Origin of the sequence: Rhizobium sp. P28RR-XV (assembly GCF_012641385.1) — a bacterium.
In the GTDB taxonomy this organism is placed as follows: domain Bacteria; phylum Pseudomonadota; class Alphaproteobacteria; order Rhizobiales; family Rhizobiaceae; genus Rhizobium.
Window position 1 is genome coordinate 53,443 of the sequence record NZ_JABAIG010000011.1, and the last position, 12,587, is coordinate 66,029.

12 protein-coding genes and 1 tRNA gene are annotated in these 12,587 nt (G+C 61.3%); 7 read left to right on the top strand and 6 right to left on the bottom strand.

Going from position 1 to position 12,587, the window contains the following annotated elements:
* Positions 1-699: a class I SAM-dependent methyltransferase gene (locus tag HGP12_RS23145; RefSeq protein WP_168841161.1), complete on the bottom strand. Its 699-nt coding sequence runs from the start codon at positions 697-699 to the stop codon at positions 1-3.
* A 217-nt stretch (positions 700-916) separates the two neighbouring features.
* On the opposite strand from HGP12_RS23145, the gene HGP12_RS23150 reads away from it, so the two are divergent.
* Complete coding sequence (locus HGP12_RS23150) at positions 917-1,843, top strand: oxidoreductase (RefSeq protein ID WP_168841162.1); 927 nt, start codon at positions 917-919, stop codon at positions 1,841-1,843.
* 46 nt (positions 1,844-1,889) lie between these two features.
* On the opposite strand, the gene HGP12_RS23155 is transcribed toward HGP12_RS23150, so the two are convergent.
* Positions 1,890-2,366 (bottom strand): BA14K family protein, encoded by a 477-nt coding sequence (locus HGP12_RS23155; protein WP_409526846.1) that lies wholly within the window; start codon positions 2,364-2,366, stop codon positions 1,890-1,892.
* A gap of 150 nt (positions 2,367-2,516) precedes the next feature.
* Here HGP12_RS23155 and HGP12_RS23160 point away from each other — a divergent pair, with 150 nt between their 5' ends.
* The gene (locus tag HGP12_RS23160) at positions 2,517-2,966 is read left to right on the top strand and encodes a MarR family winged helix-turn-helix transcriptional regulator (protein WP_168841163.1); all 450 of its coding nucleotides are present in this window, start codon (positions 2,517-2,519) and stop codon (positions 2,964-2,966) included.
* The gene (locus tag HGP12_RS23165) at positions 2,963-4,519 is read left to right on the top strand and encodes an MDR family MFS transporter (RefSeq protein ID WP_168841164.1); all 1,557 of its coding nucleotides are present in this window, start codon (positions 2,963-2,965) and stop codon (positions 4,517-4,519) included. The genes HGP12_RS23160 and HGP12_RS23165 overlap by 4 nt, the downstream gene beginning before the upstream one ends.
* A 264-nt stretch (positions 4,520-4,783) precedes the next feature.
* On the opposite strand, the gene HGP12_RS23170 is transcribed toward HGP12_RS23165, so the two are convergent.
* A complete protein-coding gene (locus HGP12_RS23170) occupies positions 4,784-5,227 on the bottom strand; it encodes an SgcJ/EcaC family oxidoreductase (RefSeq protein WP_168841165.1) in 444 nt (147 codons plus the stop codon).
* A 61-nt stretch (positions 5,228-5,288) separates the two neighbouring features.
* Between HGP12_RS23170 and HGP12_RS23175 the strand changes: the two genes are divergently transcribed.
* On the top strand, positions 5,289-5,729 hold the full coding sequence (locus tag HGP12_RS23175; RefSeq protein WP_168841166.1) for a MarR family winged helix-turn-helix transcriptional regulator: 441 nt from the start codon (positions 5,289-5,291) through the stop codon (positions 5,727-5,729).
* 155 nt (positions 5,730-5,884) lie between these two features.
* On the opposite strand, the gene HGP12_RS23180 is transcribed toward HGP12_RS23175, so the two are convergent.
* The 3 genes from HGP12_RS23180 to HGP12_RS23190 form a co-directional block, all read right to left on the bottom strand.
* Positions 5,885-5,961, bottom strand: a tRNA-Arg gene (locus HGP12_RS23180).
* Positions 5,962-6,086: 125 nt separating this feature from the next.
* Positions 6,087-7,607: a sensor histidine kinase gene (locus tag HGP12_RS23185; protein ID WP_168879630.1), complete on the bottom strand. Its 1,521-nt coding sequence runs from the start codon at positions 7,605-7,607 to the stop codon at positions 6,087-6,089.
* Positions 7,608-7,779: 172 nt separating this feature from the next.
* A complete protein-coding gene (locus HGP12_RS23190) occupies positions 7,780-9,789 on the bottom strand; it encodes a methyl-accepting chemotaxis protein (RefSeq protein ID WP_168841168.1) in 2,010 nt (669 codons plus the stop codon).
* Between the two features lie 419 nt (positions 9,790-10,208).
* Here HGP12_RS23190 and rpmH point away from each other — a divergent pair, with 419 nt between their 5' ends.
* The 3 genes from rpmH to yidC are packed head-to-tail and all read left to right on the top strand — an operon-like array spanning position 10,209 to position 12,572.
* Positions 10,209-10,343: a 50S ribosomal protein L34 gene (gene rpmH, locus HGP12_RS23195; protein WP_149632926.1), complete on the top strand. Its 135-nt coding sequence runs from the start codon at positions 10,209-10,211 to the stop codon at positions 10,341-10,343.
* 25 nt (positions 10,344-10,368) lie between these two features.
* Positions 10,369-10,770, top strand: coding sequence for a ribonuclease P protein component (gene rnpA, locus HGP12_RS23200; RefSeq protein WP_168841169.1), 402 nt, complete (start codon positions 10,369-10,371; stop codon positions 10,768-10,770).
* Entirely contained in the window at positions 10,770-12,572 is a 1,803-nt protein-coding gene (gene yidC, locus HGP12_RS23205; RefSeq protein ID WP_168841432.1) for a membrane protein insertase YidC, read from the top strand. The genes rnpA and yidC overlap by 1 nt, the downstream gene beginning before the upstream one ends.
* The last annotated feature ends 15 nt before the right edge of the window (positions 12,573-12,587 follow it).

A 12,587-nucleotide genomic window follows, 5' to 3' on the forward strand; every position in this document is an offset into this window, starting at 1 on the left:
CTACGCATTTGCTTCCGGCCGCCCCGTATCGGCATTGCCGGCTTCCGGCATCAATCCACTGATTCCAACGCCCTCTCTGGTGCTACGATATTTGGAACCGCCGATCGAGAGTTCCAGCGGATTTTGCCGCGATATCCTGTAGACGCCGGCGGGCGGAATGTTGCGGACCGTGCCGCCGATGCGCTTTCCCTCCAGCCCGAGACTTTCCAGGATCGACTTTTGCACGGGACAGCGCGGGCCATAGGTGAACTGATAGAAGGCCCCTCCGGGTTTCATGGTTTCGAAGGCGCCGCCGACGATAGCCGTAACTTTCGAAGGCGGCATGGACAAAAGCGGCAAACCGCTGACGACGGCGCCGAAGGGCGCGTCGTCGAAAAAGCCGCATTGGCCGAGCTGCGCCGCATCCATCTGCACGACGCGCGCCTCGGGAAAACGCCCGCGCAACCGAACGGCAAATTCCTCGCCGAACTCGACGAGCGTGAGCGCGCTTTCCGGAATACCGCGCGCCAGCAACGCGCGCGTGAACACACCCGTGCCCGGCCCGAGCTCGAGGATCGGGCCATCGAGCGGCTCGATCTCCTGCGTCATCAATCTCGCCAGCCGCTCGCCCGAGGGCGCAACCGCCGCAACGCGCAGGGGATCGCTGACCCAGGAGCGGAAGAACTGCACAAAATCAGCGCATGAAGTCTTTGTCGTCATTCCGCAAATCCAATCTTCGGCCACATATGGGGCGATGAGGACCGAGCAGCGTGGCAATTCAAAGGCATGCCGCGCCACTAGGCCGTCGAAACCGCTGATAATGCAGGCGTGACCGTGGATTTCACGCTTACATATTTTCATCTATTGCAAACTTGCATTTAGTATAGAAATTACCAGATACAATGAACAATGCCAATCTCTTTACAGGAGTTTCCGCATGCCAGACTGGACAGTGAAGGATATCCCGCCGCAGACAGGTCGCATCGCGGTCATCACCGGCGCCAACAGCGGCATAGGCTACGAGGCGGCGAAGGCGCTGGCGGGCGCCGGCGCAAAGGTCATCATCGCCTCGCGCAACGAGACCAAGGCCAACGAAGCGCTCGCCAATATCCGCGCGGCAATACCCGCGGCGGACGTCACGTTCGAACCGCTGGATCTCGCCAGCCTCGATTCCGTCGCCCGCACGGCCGGCCGCATCGCCGCTACTGTTCCGCGTATCGATCTGCTCATCAACAATGCCGGTGTCATGGCCATTCCCGATCGGCATGAGACGGAAGACGGTTTCGAGATGCAGATGGGCGCCAATTATATCGGACATTTCGCCTGGACCATGCGGCTGTTGCCGAAAATTTTCGCGGCCGACAACCCGCGCGTCGTCACCGTCAGCAGCCTGGCACATCGCGGCGGCAGGATCAATTTCGACGATCTGCAGTGGCGCAGGCGCTATCGGTCCTGGTCCGCCTACTGCCAATCGAAGCTGGCAACGCTGCTGTTCAGCCTGGAGCTCGACCGAGTGGCCCGCGCCGAAGGCTGGAAGCTGAAAAGCGTTGCCGCCCATCCCGGCTATGCTGCAACAGGCCTGCAGACCACAGGTCCACGCATGGGCCGCGACCGGGCGGGCAGCCTCGAAATCATGACGAGATTGCTGGGGCCGTTTCTATCGCAAACGGCAGCAGCCGGCGCCCTGCCGACGCTCTTTGCCGCCACCTCTCCCGCAGCGGAAGGCGGCGCCATGTATGGCCCCGATGGTTTCTACGAAATCAGGGGCGCGCCGGTGCGCGCCAAGATTGCTTCGCACGCCCGCAACCAAGCCATCTGGCGGCGGCTATGGGACGTTTCGGAGCAATTGACCGCAGCAACCTGAAACAAACCCCTCCCGCTCGGCAGGGAGGGATTGAACGGCTGTCAGATCAGGGGCCCACGCACTGACGGCGCGGACCGTTGGTCGGCTGATAGGTGTTATCGGAAGCATGGTATGTCTTATACCGGCTCGCGCACCAGCGAACGTGGGCGCTGCCGCGGGCCGGACGGGCGACGGCTCCGCCGATAATTGCGCCGGCGGTAAAGGCGGCCATCGGGTACCACCAACCATCATTATAGCGTCGGTAGCCCGGACGGGCATAGCGATAGCCGCGATGGCCGTGCCAATAGCCCGGACGGTGATGCGGACGGTAGTACGGCCGATAGTGCGGACGGTAATGCCGGCGATAGTGTCGGTTGTGATGGCGATATTGCACTTCGGTCACGCCGGCGGGCTGGCTTTCCGTCTGCTGGATTGCCGGCTGGATCAGGGGTTGGATCGGCGCGGCTGCCGCCGGATCGAAAGAGGTAACGGCAAGCAGGGCACTCAAGGCAGTCACTGTCACGGTCGTCAGGAAACGTTTCACAGCTCTTCTCCTCCTCCTCGCGGGTCGCAATATGCTTGAACGACGCGCAATGATTGAAAATGTTTCATAATATTATCGCTTGCGCAAGTACATCCCGCGCGATAAACCTATAGATAGGAAGCCTACCTATCTATCAGCAAGCGAGGCTCGATGAGCAAAGCCGACCGCCGTCACGGGATCCAAGATGCCTATGCGCTCGCCGAAGCGCTGCGGCCCGCCCTCCACCGCCTGCACCGGCAATTGCGACGCGAGAGCGGCGAGGCCGGGCTGTCGCCGCTGCACGGCCTGCTGCTGGTCGCCATCATCCGCCAACCGGGCATCGGCGTGGCCGAATTGGCGCGGATGGAGAAGCTGCGCGGGCCGACGATATCAGGACATGTAAAAGCCATGGAGCGGGATGGCCTCATCGCGCGCGCGGAACCCGATCCGAACGATCGGCGCCGCAATGGCCTGATCGCCACCGAGAAGGGGCGGGAATTCATTCGCCGCCTGAAGCAACGGCGAACCGATTGGCTCGCCTCCGAGCTCGTCAAACTGTCGCCCGAAGGCCGCGAAGCCATCCATGCCGCGATCGAACCGCTGATGGAGATCGGTCAATGAACGCCGAAAGCATCAACACCGCCCCACAACCGGTGCCGACAACGGCCGATCAGCCCGATCGCCGCGAGATCCGCGCCGTCATATTCGGCCTGATGATCGTTCTCGGCCTCGGCGCCATCGACCAGAGCATCGTCGCGACCGCGCTGCCCCGTATCGTCAGCGATCTCGGTGGGCTGACGCATCTCTCCTGGGTCGTCAGCGCCTATGTGCTTGCCTCCACCAGCACCATGCCGCTCTATGGCAAGCTCAGCGACCAGTACGGCCGCAAGCCGATGATCTATGCGGCGATCCTCATCTTCCTTTTGGGCTCGGTGCTGAGCGGCATGGCGCAGACGCTCATGCAGCTCATCATTTTCCGGGCGATCCAGGGCATCGGCGCCGGCGGATTGCTGCCGTTGGCGCAGATCATCATCGGCGACATCGTGCCGCCGGCGAGACGCGGGCGCAATCAGGGTTCGATCGCCGCCGTCTTCGCCGTCTGCAGCGTCATCGGCCCGATCGCCGGCGGCGTCATCACCGATCTCCTGTCGTGGCATTGGATCTTCTATGTCAACCTGCCGATCGGCGCCGTCGCCCTCGTCATGATCGGCCGGGCACTGAAGTGGCCGCATCAGGCGCGCAGCCGTCGCATCGACTATCTCGGCGCGACGCTGCTGACCGGCTGCACGACGAGCTTCCTGCTGGTGCTCGCACTCGGCGGCAACGAATGGGCCTGGAACTCGCCGGAGATCTTCGGCCTGTCCGCCGCAGCGCTCGTCCTTTTCGTCTTTCTCATTCGTCACATCCGGCGCGAGCCCGAGCCGGTGCTGCCGCCCGATCTCTTCCGCAACCGGCTGTTCGTCGTCGCCTGCATCGTGCTCGCCCTGACCTTCATGGGCATGCTCGGGGCGAGCCTGTTCTTTCCGCTGTTCTTCCAGATGGTCATGGGGGTCAGCCCATCGCATTCCGGCCTGCTGACCGGGCCGCTGATGATCGGCGTCGTCATCTCCTCCATGGTGAACGGGCGCGTGCTCCTACACCGTTTCGGGCGCTACAAGCCGGCGCAGCTCTGCGGCCTCAGTCTCGCAACGGCCGCCTTCGCAACGTTCGCCTGGGCGGCGGCCACCAGCCAGGGCTTCTGGATCATCGAGCCCACAATCTTCGCCCTCGGTCTCGGTCTCGGGCTGGTCATGCCTACCATGACGATCGCTGTGCAGAATGCCCTGCCGCTTGCCCATCGCGGCGTCGGAACCGCAACGCTTGCCTTCTTCCGTTCGCTCGGCGGCCTCATCGGCGTCACGGGCTCCGGCGCGATCCTCGCCTACCGCGTGCGGAATGCCGGCGGCGTCCTCGACGGGATGCATGTGTCCTCATTGACCGAAGCCGGCATGAAGCAACTCGCCACCGCCTCCCCCGAGGCGCATGACGCAGCGACAGCGCTCTATCGCCACGCGATCGCCATGACATTTGCAACGGGAACGGTCATCGTAGCACTGGCGCTGATCGCGCTGCTGTTTCTGCCGGAATTGCCGCTGAAGACGGATCATGGGCAGGGAACGAAGCGCCCTGGCTGACCGGCGCCATGAGGCCGTTCATCGGCAAGCGCTCCGCGAGCCGGATATTTGGCTTCGGCCGTGAGATCGCGGTGGGGGAGCCTGTATACCTCCACCGCGTATCGACGGGTTATCGATCCCTATCCGGGATATCGCCACGTCTCGAAAATCTGGCGCGATATCGTTACGGAAGCAGAACCCCGGTATCCTTGTGCTTATTCTCCAGGAAGCCCCGCTTCGCTCAATACGCAGCCAATTTGTCACATCTCGGCTGTGAAGAGCGCGTCAACTCTGCAACTTACGTTGAGCTTCCGCTTTGCCATCCTCCGGCAGGTCCATGTTGTGCATGACGGCAATTGACCAGACGTCGTGTTCGCGCACGATCACCATATTGATCAGCCCGTGGCGTTCAGGCCATTCATTCCCTTCCGGATCACGCGCGCCCGTCATGCTCCAGTGAATGTCGAGCGCGATAACATCGGGGCGGATAGGACGCGTTTGGGTTTTAGTGGCTTTGAGCCGACTATCCTTGAACATCGTCTCGAATATGGGCCTGTGAAACTGCTCGATCGATGATCGGCCCGTCGCCTTCATTCCAAATACGTTGGTGAAATCGGCGTCTTGCGCAAATATCGCGGAAAAGGCGCCGGCATCGTGGCTATTCCATGCGGCGACGAACGCATCGACGATTTGTTGCGCGGCTTGTCCAACGTCCGAATGCAGTGACATCTCGCGTCCCCTCCTTTAGTATGAATGCCATACTATATGGCAACCGGAATTAATTGGAAATATGGTAACGCCTTACACGCAATCACTTCTGCTCTACGCCTATCAAGCCTCCGCACACGCGCTCACCCAGACGCTGCACGAGCGCGGCCATCCAGTCATCCGACCGAAGCATGGCGCAATCTTTGCCAATATTGATGAAGAGGGAACCCGAGCCAGCCTGCTTGCCGAGAGGGCGGGCATGGGCAAGGCCGCGATGGGCGAGCTGATCGATGATCTGGAACGTCTCGGCTATGTCGAGCGGGCGCCAGACCCTACGGACAGGCGCGCCAAGCTCGTCACCCCTGGGCCGAAGGCGCGGCAGGTGATGCAGATCGTTCACGAATTTAACGACGGGATCGAACGACGATATCGTGAGCTATTGGGAGAGCAAGCCTATCAGATATTGCGCACCGCCCTGCGGACCATCGCGGCAAAGGACGACATGCAGCCCAGAATGCGTTAAGGCAAAGCAACGGGCAGATATTCTGGCGGGTTATAACATTCGGCGGTGGCAGCGTCGGCCGCACAACGGCATCAACGTCACAAGCTATCGCGAATGCTTGCTTAGTTCGAAGCTAAGCCAAGTAGCTTAAAGCCTGTTCCGATATAGTGGAAAAATGGCGCACCCGAAGAGATTCGAACTCCTGACCCCCAGATTCGTAGTCTGGTGCTCTATCCAGCTGAGCTACGGGTGCGTGGCCGAAACGGAAGAAACCGTTGGCGTGGGCGGTTCTCTAAAGCGTCCCTTGAGGGAATGCAAGTGGATTTGTGAAAAAGATCGCGATTTTCGCGCATATTGACAGTAAGCGACTGAAAACAATCATCTTTCTTGGAAGCTTCTGCTGCGGTAGTCGTCGAGGGACACCGGGCGGTCGGGAATCTCGATGCGGAACTGCGTGCCGGCCATCGGCTTTTCGACGAGCGCAATGGTGCCGCCATGGGCAAGCACGAGCTCGCGGGCGATCGCCAGGCCAAGGCCCGTGCCGCCGGAGCGGGCTGAACCGCGGAAAGCCGTGAAGAGGTTTTCGCGCGCCTTCTGCGGCATGCCGGGTCCGGTGTCATCGACGGTGATGCTGACGACACTGCCGATTCGATGCGCCGACACCGTGATTCGCCTGATGCTGTCCGGATCCGTCTCGCCGAAAGCGATCAGCGCCTGATGGGCATTGCGGCAGAGATTGTGAATGACGCGGAACAGCTGCTCGCCGTCGGCATCGACCTCCAGATCAGGACTGAGCTGTTCGGCGAATTCTATGCCGCTATCGGGATCGATCGCGAGGATATCGCGGACCTCGCCGACGAGCTCAAGGAGACGAATCTTACGCCGGCGCGGCGCCGACTCGGTGGTCTGGCCGTAGGACAGCACCTCGGTCGTATAGCCGACGGCACGGTCGATGGTCCGCAGCAGCTTCGGCGCGAAGCGCTTGACCATCGGATCGTCGACATCGACAAGACGGTCCGACATCAGCTGCGCGGCCGAGAGGATATTGCGCATGTCGTGATTGATCTTCGAAACGGCCAGCCCGAGAGCAGCGAGATTCTTCTGCTGCTTCAGGGTCTTCTGCAGTTGCGACTGCATGGAGGCGAGATGGCGGCCGGCCACGGCAAGCTCGTCGCCTCCCCTGTCGGGAACGAGGACGCGGCCCGGATCCTCCGGATCGTCCGAATAGGCCTGCATACTGTCCGTCAGCCGGCGGATCGGGCGGAGCATCATGCGGTTGATCGCAAAGAAGATCAGTGTCGCCGTGAACAGCGAGATCAGGATGGAGACGAAGAACACACTGACCGAATAGGCCAGCATCGCATTGCGCAGGCGCGTATCTTTCAGCACCACCTCGATACCAGTGTTGGCATCGCCGCCGACCGGACCGAAAACACGGATGATGCGGCCACCGCCAAACAGCAGCGTATCGAGCGCATCCTTGATTGCGGTCAGCTGGGATACGTCGCTGAGATCGTATTTCTCATCGACGGACGCCGGCATTTCGGCCGTCGCCAGCAGGCGCGAGGTGCCGTCCTTGCGCAGAACGATGGCCCGCGTACCCGTGGCCATCAACGTTTCCTTCTGCAGTGCACGGGGTAGTTCGGCTGGCTGCAGGCCGTCGATGACGATGGCGGCGGCGGCGGCCGTGTTCAACCGATCCTCCAGCCAGCGCAGCCGCATATTGGCGACGGAGGGCACGAAGATCAGCACTTCCGCCAGGGAAATGAAAACAACGGTCAGAATGAGGAGCTTGCCGGAAAGGCCGCCGAAGATGCCCGTAGGCCGGCAAAACTGGGACAGGCCGCCCTTGGCGACCTTGCCGCTCGCTGCGGCGTCCTTGTCCTGCCCACTGTCCATTTCAATTGTCCCGCTTCGCTGCAAAGCGACTTGATGGCGACCTCATCGAAACTAGATAATAGGTGATTGTGGGCTTTTTTCCAATCGGCTCCGCGCCTGGACAAACAGGCAAGGCCGGCCGCGCCGCTCGGGCGCCCTGGCCGGCCTCGTATTTGACCTCATAGTCGAAAGATCAGAATTCTTCCCAGCCCTGCGCCGCGGTGGCCGGTGCGGCCGCCGCCCCGCCGCCGAACGCGGTCGCGACGCTATCGATCATGCGGCGTGCCGGCGACGCTGTCGGACGATGCGTCTCGGTGCGGGCGGCCACGGGTGCGGCGATATTGACGGCATCGACCTTGAAGCGCGAAACGAGATGGACAAGGCCATCGGCTTCGGCTGCCAGGCGATGGGTCGCAGCCGAAGTCTCTTCGACCATGGCGGCATTGCGCTGGGTGACTTCATCCATCTGGTTGACGGCCATGTTCACCTCGGACAGGCCGGTTGCCTGTTCGCGCGCCGCCGTCGCTATCGAATGGATGTGATCATTGATCTTCAGCACGCGGGCTTCGATGGAGGACAGCGCCTCGCCGGTCGCCTGCACGAGCTTGACGCCGACCTGCACTTCGCCGCCGGACTTGCCGATCAATGCCTTGATGTCCTTGGCCGCCGTGGCGGAACGCTGAGCGAGCTCCCGCACTTCCTGAGCGACGACGGCAAAGCCCTTGCCCGCCTCGCCGGCACGCGCCGCCTCGACGCCCGCGTTCAATGCGAGAAGATTGGTCTGGAAGGCGATGTCGTCGATCACGCCGATAATCTGGCTGATCTCGCCCGATGCCTGCTCGATGCGGCCCATGGCGTCGATGGCGTTGCGAACCACCGTGCCGGAGCGAGCAGCGTCGTCCTTGGCTTCGCCGACCATGACGCTCGCCTCGCGCGCCCGCTCCGTCGAGTTCTGCACGACGGAGGTGATCTCATCGAGCGCTGCTGAGGTTTCCTCAAGTGCCGCCGCTTGCTGTTCGGTGCGCTTGGAGAGGTCATCGCTGGCGTGACGCAGCTCATTGGTGTTGGAGTTGATCGAACCGGTGGTCCCGCGCACTTCGCTCATGGTGCTCTTCAGCGTTGCGAGCGTCGCATTGACGTTCTGCTGCAGCTCGGCAAAGGCGCCCTGGAACTCGCCCTTCATCGCCTGGGTCAGATCGCCGTCAGCCAGGCTCGCGATGACGCGGCGGACTTCGCCGATGCCGGTATCGACGCTTATCAGCAGCTCGTTGACGTTGCCGGCGAAGCGATTGAGATTGACGTCGCCGTAGTCCTTCTCGATGCGGCGGCTAAAATCGCCGGCCGCCGCGGCCGAGACCGCGAGAGACATGCTCGACTGAAGCTCGTCGCTCTTGGCGCGCATGGCCGTTTCCTCAGCATTCATGCGGCGCACGGCATTGCCGTTTTCCTTGAAGACGTCGACGGCGGCGGCCATCTCGCCGATTTCGTCGCCACGGCCGGCAAACGGCACCTCTATATCGAAATGGCCGTCGGCGACATTCTTTATCGCATCGGTCACCTTGCGGATCGGGCGGCTCAGGTGGACGGTTCCGATGTAGGCGCCGAGGCCGACACCAGCCACGATACCGGCGATCATGATGCCGAGGACGACCCACAGGACGTTGCTGTGGAAGGTGGTGATCTCGGCTTCGGCCTTTGCAAGTTCCGCCTTGTCGGTCTGGACGACGGCATCGATCTCAGCCTGGAAAGCCTTGCGGTTGGCGCGGTTCGCCTCGTTGTTGCCCTGCTTGCCTGCCGCATCCGGGCCATCGGTCACGCCGAGCCTGGCCGTTTCCGTACGAAAGACGCGAAACTCCTGGGCACGGGCCTGCAGCTTGGTGAATTCCGGCTTCTGCGCCTCCGGCACCAGAGGCGCCCAGCTCGTCAGAACCTTGTCGATTTCGTCGAGATCGACCATCAGTCCGTCGGCAAAGGGCTTGGAATCCTTTACCGCGGCCGCAGCGTAGATGCCGCGCGCTTCCATGACCACCGCGGTCACGTAGCGATTCAGGCGCTCGCCCATGTAGGCGCGGCTCGCGGTCTGCTCGTAGCTTTGTAATTTCTGGTCATATTGATGCAACGCATAGAGAGCGGTGGCGCCAATCAGAAGCGCCGCCCCGGCCATGACAGATACAAGCAGATTTATTTTGCCGCGAATTTTCACAATATCCCTCCGGCGCAGATCCCATCCCCCATAAATCGATGGGTTTCACCACACAGAGCTAGATATCGACTAAAATCATTAATGTTACATTGAGTTATTTTTAATCTAAGCGCCTGACATTCCTCACTATACTTGCCGTATATTTTAGAAATTATAAATCTTACATTCAAGGTTGTGCGCGCCGTCCGCCGAGAGCAGTAGCCAGATAGCAACCAGTCGTTGCCGATCGCGCGAAATTGCCGGACTCAAAGGAATCTGCGCCCATATAATTGACTTCCGGGGCCTTGATCCGTATAAGCCCGCGGACGTCCGGTCATGATGCCTGCCTTTGCGGGCCAAGTCCGTTCGCCATAATCAATAACGCTCCTTGCTATTGAAGCAAAGCTCAAGAAGGGCCGCACTCCGCGGTGTTTAAATAAATGAAGCGTACCTACCAACCATCCAAGCTTGTCCGCAAGCGTCGCCACGGCTTCCGTGCGCGCATGGCCACCAAGGGCGGCCGCGCGGTTCTTACCGCTCGCCGTAACCGTGGTCGCAAGCGTCTTTCGGCCTAAGGGCCGAAGTGCCCGATGATCCAGTATGGCGGGCAAATTGACGAATGAACGACCCAAAAAGACTGTCGGGCGGCTGAAAAGCCGGCCGCAGTTTCTTGCCGTCCGCGAAGGCGAGAAGCGCAGAGGCAGCTTCTTCCTCATAGAAATGCTGGACCGCAAGACCGCCGACGCCGAACCCCGCGTTGGTTTTACCGTTACCAAAAAACATGGCAACGCGGTGGAGCGCAACCGCATGCGGCGCAGGCTGAAAGAAGCCGTGCGGCTTCAAGCCGGATTTGCAATGCAGCCCGGACACGACTATGTGGTTGTCGCGCGACGCGAGGTGCTGACCGCGCCTTTCGAAAAACTGGCGAGCGAACTCGTAAGCCGCATCGAAACCAGGCCGAAACACCGGCGGTCGGAAACGGACCGCTCCAGGAAAGTATGATGGAAAACAACCGCAATTACTTCATTGCAATTGCACTGTCCGTGCTGATTGTCCTCGGCTGGCAGTTTTTCTACATGAACCCGCGCCTCGAGGCGCAGCGCCAGGCCGAGCAGGCCGCCAAGCAGCATCAGCAGACGCAGCAGGCTCAGACGACGCAGTCGCCTGCCGCGGGCACCGCGGTGAACGGCTCGCTGCCGGCAAACGGCCAGACGGCGCCGACGGTTCTAAGCCGCGACCAGTCCGTCGCCAAGACCGCTTCCTCGCGCGTTGTCATCGATACGCCGGCACTTGCCGGTTCCATCAACCTGGAAGGCGCCCGCCTCGACGATCTCCGTCTCAAGACCTATCACGAGACCGTCGACAAGAGCAGCCCGATCATCACGCTGTTCAGCCCGGCCGACACCAAGGATGGCTACTTCACCGAACTCGGCTATGTCGGCGGCGAAGCGACGGGCGCGGTTCCCGGCCCGTCGACCATGTGGACGCTCGCAAGCGGCGACAAGCTGACCGACAAGACGCCGGTGACGCTGTCCTACACCAACGACAAGGGCATTACCTTCACCCGCACGATTTCCGTCGACGATCGTTACATGTTCACGATGAGCGACAAGATCGCCAACAGCGGCCAGGCACCAGTTTCACTGTCGAGCTACGGCCGCGTCACCCGCTACAACAAGCCCGAGACGCCTTCCGCCTACGTCCTGCATGAAGGCTTCATCGGCGTCATCGGCGACGATGGCCTGATCGAGACCAAATATGCGTCCACCGAAAAGGAAGCCACGACGCCCGCCAAGGCGACCGGCGGCTGGCTCGGCATGACCGACAAGTACTGGGCCGCAACCATCGTGCCGCCGCAGTCGACCGCATATGATGCCCGCTTCTCGCACTTTACCGACGGCACGCCGCGCTACCAGGCTGACTACAAGGAAGATGCCGTCACGGTTGCTCCCGGTCAGTCGATCGACCTGAAGAACCTCATCTTCGCGGGCGCCAAGGAAGTTCCGGTCATCGACCGCTACGAGACCAGCTATTCGATCCCGCGCTTCGACCGCCTGATCGACTGGGGCTGGTTCTATTTCATCACCAAGCCGATGTTCAAGCTGATGGACTTCTTCTTCCGCTACTTCGGCAATTTCGGCGTCGCCATCCTCTGCACCACCATCGTGGTCAAGGCTCTCTTCTTCCCGCTCGCCAGCCGGCAGTATGCCTCGATGGCGAACATGAAGCGCATGCAGCCGAAAATGGAAGAGCTGAAGGCCAAGTTCGGCGACGATCGCATGGGCCTGCAGCAAGCGACCATGCAGCTCTACAAGGAAGAGAAGATCAATCCGATTGCCGGCTGCTGGCCGGTGCTCTTGCAGATCCCGATCTTCTTCTCGCTCTACAAGGTGATCTACATCACCATCGAGATGCGTCATGCGCCGTTCTTCGGCTGGATCCAGGATCTTTCCGCGCCGGATCCGACCTCGATCGTCAACCTGTTCGGCCTGCTGCCCTTTGTGGCTCCGACCTTCCTGCATCTCGGCGTCTGGCCGCTGATCATGGGCGTCACCATGTTCTTCCAGATGCGCATGAACCCGACGCCGCCGGACCCGACCCAGGCAATGATCTTCAACTGGATGCCGCTGGTATTCATGTTCATGCTGGCAAGCTTCCCGGCCGGCCTCGTAATCTACTGGGCCTGGAACAACACGCTCTCGGTCATCCAGCAGTCGATCATCATGAAGCGCCATGGCGTCAAGGTGGAACTCTTCGACAATCTGAAGGGCCTCTTCAAACGAAAACCGGCCCCATCGAAATGACGGCAAAAGCCCCGC

Coding starts and splice junctions, on each gene's coding strand:
- HGP12_RS23170 (WP_168841165.1), bottom strand. CDS start 5,227: ATGTCACTGCATTCGGACGTTGGACAAGCCGCGCAACAAATCGTCGAT.
- HGP12_RS23175 (WP_168841166.1), top strand. CDS start 5,289: ATGGTAACGCCTTACACGCAATCACTTCTGCTCTACGCCTATCAAGCC.
- rnpA (WP_168841169.1), top strand. CDS start 10,369: ATGGCGGGCAAATTGACGAATGAACGACCCAAAAAGACTGTCGGGCGG.
- HGP12_RS23160 (WP_168841163.1), top strand. CDS start 2,517: ATGAGCAAAGCCGACCGCCGTCACGGGATCCAAGATGCCTATGCGCTC.
- HGP12_RS23150 (WP_168841162.1), top strand. CDS start 917: ATGCCAGACTGGACAGTGAAGGATATCCCGCCGCAGACAGGTCGCATC.
- yidC (WP_168841432.1), top strand. CDS start 10,770: ATGGAAAACAACCGCAATTACTTCATTGCAATTGCACTGTCCGTGCTG.
- HGP12_RS23185 (WP_168879630.1), bottom strand. CDS start 7,607: ATGGACAGTGGGCAGGACAAGGACGCCGCAGCGAGCGGCAAGGTCGCC.
- HGP12_RS23145 (WP_168841161.1), bottom strand. CDS start 699: ATGACGACAAAGACTTCATGCGCTGATTTTGTGCAGTTCTTCCGCTCC.
- HGP12_RS23165 (WP_168841164.1), top strand. CDS start 2,963: ATGAACGCCGAAAGCATCAACACCGCCCCACAACCGGTGCCGACAACG.
- rpmH (WP_149632926.1), top strand. CDS start 10,209: ATGAAGCGTACCTACCAACCATCCAAGCTTGTCCGCAAGCGTCGCCAC.